This is a genomic window from Methylobacterium sp. WL6, assembly GCF_008040095.1.
GTDB lineage: Bacteria > Pseudomonadota > Alphaproteobacteria > Rhizobiales > Beijerinckiaceae > Methylobacterium.
The window spans coordinates 1-4,436 of sequence record NZ_VRVH01000345.1; the positions used below are offsets into that span (position 1 = coordinate 1).

Consider the following 4,436-nt stretch of genomic DNA (forward strand, 5'->3'; position numbering starts at 1 on the left):
GCGCGGCCGCGAAGGCCGGGCGCGCCGAAGCGGCTGCCGGTGGCGGCCTCGATCTCGGCGCGCAGCAGCCGGATCGTGCGGCCGACGGGAAACAGCGTGTCGGGAAGGATCGGGCGCATCACCATTTCGGTCGAGGGCTCCGGGCCGGGCGGGTCGCGCGGCGGCGCCCGGCATCGCCTGCCGGGATCCCGCGACCCATCGTGAGGGCCGAGCGACGGGTCGCGCCGGCCTCGACGCGTTCCTGCCCGGACCCGCGGGCTTTAGCCCAATTCATCCGCGGCAGGCGAATGCTTCCTGGGGCGGGCGGATGAGCCGGACATGAACGGACACCCCCCGGACATATCGCCGCCGCGATTGGCTCCTAGCTCGTTACCCGTTCGGGGCCGGCCGCGACGGCGTTGCGGGACGGCCACGGCCCGGCGGAATCGTGCGGGGCGGAACGGCCCCGGATTGCCGGGCCGCCTCGGCCGTGCGACCCGTGGTGGCTGCCCCGTCCCGTCCGCTGAAGGTACAGAGCGCTCCGGAATGCTTCAGCCTCGCCCAGATTCCGTCGATGCGAGCCCGGCGACGTTCCTCTTCCTCCAGGGCCTCGCCTCGACCTTCTTCTCCGATCTCGGCGGCGCCCTGGCCGCCCGCGGGCATCGGGTGCGGCGGATCAACTTCTGTCCCGGCGACTGGCTGTTCTGGCGCGGCGACGCGGACCATTACCGCGGCACCCGGCCCGGCTGGGAGCGCTGGCTCGACGCCTACGTCGCCACCCACGGCGTGACCGACATCGTCCTGTTCGGCGATTGCCGCCCCTATCACGTCGTCGCGCGCGCCGTCGCGGTCGCCCGCGGCCTGCGCGTCCACGTGTTCGAGGAGGGCTACATCCGCCCGAACTGGATCACCTGCGAGCTCGGCGGCGTGAATGGGTACTCGACCCTGCCGAAGACCGCCGAGGGCGTCCGGGCGCTGGCGCGCCGCCTGCCGCAGCCTGGCCGCGCGATGCCCTCGACCGGCGACATGGCCCTGCGCAGCATCTGGGACGTCGGCTACAACGTCGCCAACGTCTGCTTCCCCTACCTCTACCCGCGCTTCCGCAGCCACCGCCCGACGCATATCGCGATGGAATATGCCGGCTGGATCAAGAAGTTCTCCCGCCGCGGCCGGACCAGGCGCGAGGCCGCCCGCTGCAACGAGATCTACAACGCGGTCGGCTGCGACTACTTCCTGCTGCCGCTCCAGCTCGACAGCGACTACCAGATCCGCGTGCACTCCCCCTTCCTCGGGGTCGAGGGCTTCATGGACCGGGTGATCAAGTCCTTCGCAGAGGCCTCGCAGGCGCCGACCCGGCTGCTGGTGAAGCTCCACCCCCTCGATGCCGGCCTGATCAACTGGCGCAAGTTCGCCCGCGCCTCGGCCCGCCGCCACGGGGTGAGCGAGCGCCTCGACTTCATCGACGGCGGCGAGCTGCCCAGCCTGATCGCCGGCGCCCGTGGCGTGGTGATCGTCAACAGCACCGTCGGCATGCTCTCGCTGGAGATGGGCCGGCCGACGATGGCGCTCGGCACCGCGATCTACAACATGCCCGGCCTCACCCATCAGGGCGACATCGACGGGTTCTGGACCGCACCGACCGCTCCGGATCTCGGCCTGATGTCGGATTTCCGCCGCGTGGTGCTGCACCGGACGCAGGTGAACGGCGGCTACTTCTCCAAGGCCGCCATCGCCCGCGCCGTCGCCGCGACGGTCCCGCGGATGGAGGCGGCGCTCCCCGACGCCCGGGTCGCGGCCGCCCGGACGATCCGCGAGGGCGAGGCCGATGCCGGCCGTCTCGCCGAGGTGTATTGATTCGGCCGACCGGCGCGCGGTAGCACCCGGATCATGCCCCACATCCTGATCACCGGCGCGTCGAGCGGCATCGGCGCGGCGCTCGCCCGCCGCTATGCCCTGCCCGGAAACCGCCTGACCCTCAACGCCCGCGACCGCGGCCGCCTCGAAACGGTGGCCGCCGCGTGCCGCGCCCGCGGCGCCGCAGCGACGGTCGTGCCCCTGGACCTGCGCGACCGCGAGGCGGTCCGCGCCTGGATCAGGACCCTCGACGGGGATGACCCGATCGACCTCGTGATCGCCAATGCCGGCGTCAACGGCGGCCATCCGACCGGCGAGGTCGAGAGCGAGGACGTCGCCTTCGAGACCCTCGACATCAACCTCGTCGGCTGCCTCAACGTCGTGCTGCCCTGCGTCACCGCCATGGCGGCCCGGGGGCGCGGGCAGATTGCCCTGATCTCCTCGCTCGCCGCCTACGCGCCGCTCGCCGACGCACCATCCTACAGCGGCACCAAGGCGGCGCTGGTCGCGCATGGGCAGGCCCTGCGCGCCAAGCTCGCGCCGAGGGGCGTGCGGGTCAACGTGGTGATGCCGGGCTACGTGAAGACGCCGATGGGCGGCCAGCTCAAGGGCTGGCGGCCACTCGAGATGAGCGCCGATCAGGCCGCCGAGCGCATCGCCCGCGGGCTGGTGCGCAACCGGGAGATCGTCACCTTCCCGAGCGTGCTCTTCCACCTCGCCCGGGCCGGCCTCGTCGCACCGGAATTCCTGCGCACCGCCGCCATGCGCGCCTTCCGCTTCCAGCTGCGGCCGCGCCGCTGATGCCCAAGCCCAGCATCGCGCTCTTCGCGCTGGAAGCGCTGCCGAACGCGCGTGCGGTGCGCCGGTTCGTGGCCGACCACGCCGCGGAGATCGCCTTCGTCGGCCTGTCGAATGCCGAGCGGCCCTCGACCGGCGGCCTCGTCGGGCAGGTCCGGCGCCATCTCGCCCGCTCCGGGCCGGCCTTTCTGCCCTACCTCGCGGTGAATTTCGGCCTGCCCGACCTGCTCCGCCCGGTCGCGCCGCTGACCCAGCGCATCGCCCGCACCACCGGCTCGCCCGAGGCGACGCCGCTCGCGACCCTGTGCCGGCGGCACGGCATCCCGACGCTGACGGTCGACGACGTCAACGGTGCCGACGTCGCCGATCTCCTGCGGCGGCACGGGCCGGACCTGATCGTCACCTTTCACTTCGACCAGATCCTGGCGGGCGAGACGATCGCGCGGGCGCGGCTCGGTGGCCTCAACGTCCATCCCGGCCTGCTGCCGCGCCATCGCGGGCCGGTGCCGACGATCCATGCGCTGGCCGAGGGGCCGGACGCCTTCGGCGTGACGGTCCACCGGCTCGCCGTGGCGATCGATGCCGGCGCGATCCTCGAGCAGGCGCCGGTCGCGCTGCCCGCGGACGTGACCGCGACCCGCGCCGCCGTACTGCTGCACGAGCACGGCCGGAACCTGCTCGATGCGGTGCTGGCCGATATCGCCCGCGACGGCGCGGTGCCGGAAGGCCGCACCGTGCCGGTGCTGCCCTATTGCCCGTTCCCGGATGCCGGCTTCCTCAAGGCGATGCGCCGCCGGGGCCGCTATCTCACCGATGTTGGCGACCTGCGCGAAGCCCTGAGCCTGTCGGCGCGCGGCGCTTGATACGGCGGCCTAGGTGATGCGGCGGACCGGAGCGCGCCGGTAGGCGACGCGGGCCAGAACCACGGCGCCTCCGAGCTGCAGGAAGCCGTTCTCGGCGAGGTCGGACGGCGCCAGGTGCCAGTGGACCAGCCCGCGCGTGAGCGCGTTCAGGGCCATGAGGACGAGGCAGAAGGCGGCGGCGGCAAGCAGCGCGGCGACGAAATCGGGCATGGCTCGGCATCCCACTCTCGGACGATGCCGGCCGCCGCAAGAACCGCGCCGGTCGCGTCAGGCCGTCGCCCGCATCGACGCCTGCTCGCCGAAGGTCGAGAACCAGGCGGCCAGGCCCGGTCGGCTCGCGCGCCAGCCGAGCTCGGCGAAGCGCAGGTCGAGGTAGCCGAGGGCGCAGGCGAGCGCGATGGTGCCGATGTCGACGCCCGCGAGCGACGGCGCCTGCGTCTCGAACCAGTCGAGGGCGCTGACGATCTTGGCGGTCTGCCCGTCCATCCACGCCTGCGAGCGCTCGGATTCGGGTCGCGCGGTCAGCTCGTAGCGGATCAGCAGGGCGGCATCGAGCACCGCGTCGGCGGTCGATTGCAGGTTCAGCGCGGCCCAGCGCGCTGCGCCCGGCGCCGGGAACAGGTGGCCGCCAGCGAGCGCATCGAGGTACTCGCAGATCACCCGGCTGTCGGCGATCGCCGCGCCGTCGTCGAGGATCAGGGTCGGGACCTGCGCCAGCGGATGCACGCTCAGCACGCGCCCGTCCCGGGTCACCGGGTGGACGGCGCTCGGCAGCGTCTCGATGCGCTCGGCCAAGCCGAGCTCGTGGGCCGCCACCATCACCTTGCGGACGAAGGGCGAGGTCGGGGAATGGAACAGCTTCATCGGGGTCTCGTCGGCGTGGGCGGCGCGATCAGCGCCGGGCGGCGGGTTTGGCCGGGACGGTGCCGGCCGTCGCCGCCC

5 protein-coding genes are annotated in these 4,436 nt (G+C 73.0%); 3 read left to right on the forward strand and 2 right to left on the reverse strand.

What is annotated here, in order from left to right:
• Positions 1-525 precede the first annotated feature (525 nt).
• The 3 genes from FV230_RS25165 to FV230_RS25175 are packed head-to-tail and all read left to right on the forward strand — an operon-like array spanning position 526 to position 3,494.
• Positions 526-1,833 (forward strand): capsular biosynthesis protein, encoded by a 1,308-nt coding sequence (locus tag FV230_RS25165; RefSeq protein WP_147844338.1) that lies wholly within the window; start codon positions 526-528, stop codon positions 1,831-1,833.
• Between the two features lie 33 nt (positions 1,834-1,866).
• Entirely contained in the window at positions 1,867-2,634 is a 768-nt protein-coding gene (locus FV230_RS25170; RefSeq protein WP_147844339.1) for an SDR family NAD(P)-dependent oxidoreductase, read from the forward strand.
• A complete protein-coding gene (locus FV230_RS25175) occupies positions 2,634-3,494 on the forward strand; it encodes a formyltransferase family protein (protein WP_147844340.1) in 861 nt (286 codons plus the stop codon). Before FV230_RS25170 ends, FV230_RS25175 begins: the two co-directional genes overlap by 1 nt.
• Before the next feature lie 9 nt (positions 3,495-3,503).
• Here the strand turns inward: FV230_RS25175 and FV230_RS25180 are convergent, their stop codons facing one another.
• Together FV230_RS25180 and FV230_RS25185 are read right to left on the reverse strand one after the other, a co-directional pair.
• A complete protein-coding gene (locus FV230_RS25180) occupies positions 3,504-3,704 on the reverse strand; it encodes a hypothetical protein (RefSeq protein WP_147729517.1) in 201 nt (66 codons plus the stop codon).
• A gap of 57 nt (positions 3,705-3,761) precedes the next feature.
• The gene (locus tag FV230_RS25185; protein ID WP_147844341.1) at positions 3,762-4,358 is read right to left on the reverse strand and encodes a glutathione S-transferase; all 597 of its coding nucleotides are present in this window, start codon (positions 4,356-4,358) and stop codon (positions 3,762-3,764) included.
• Positions 4,359-4,436: the final 78 nt, after the last annotated feature.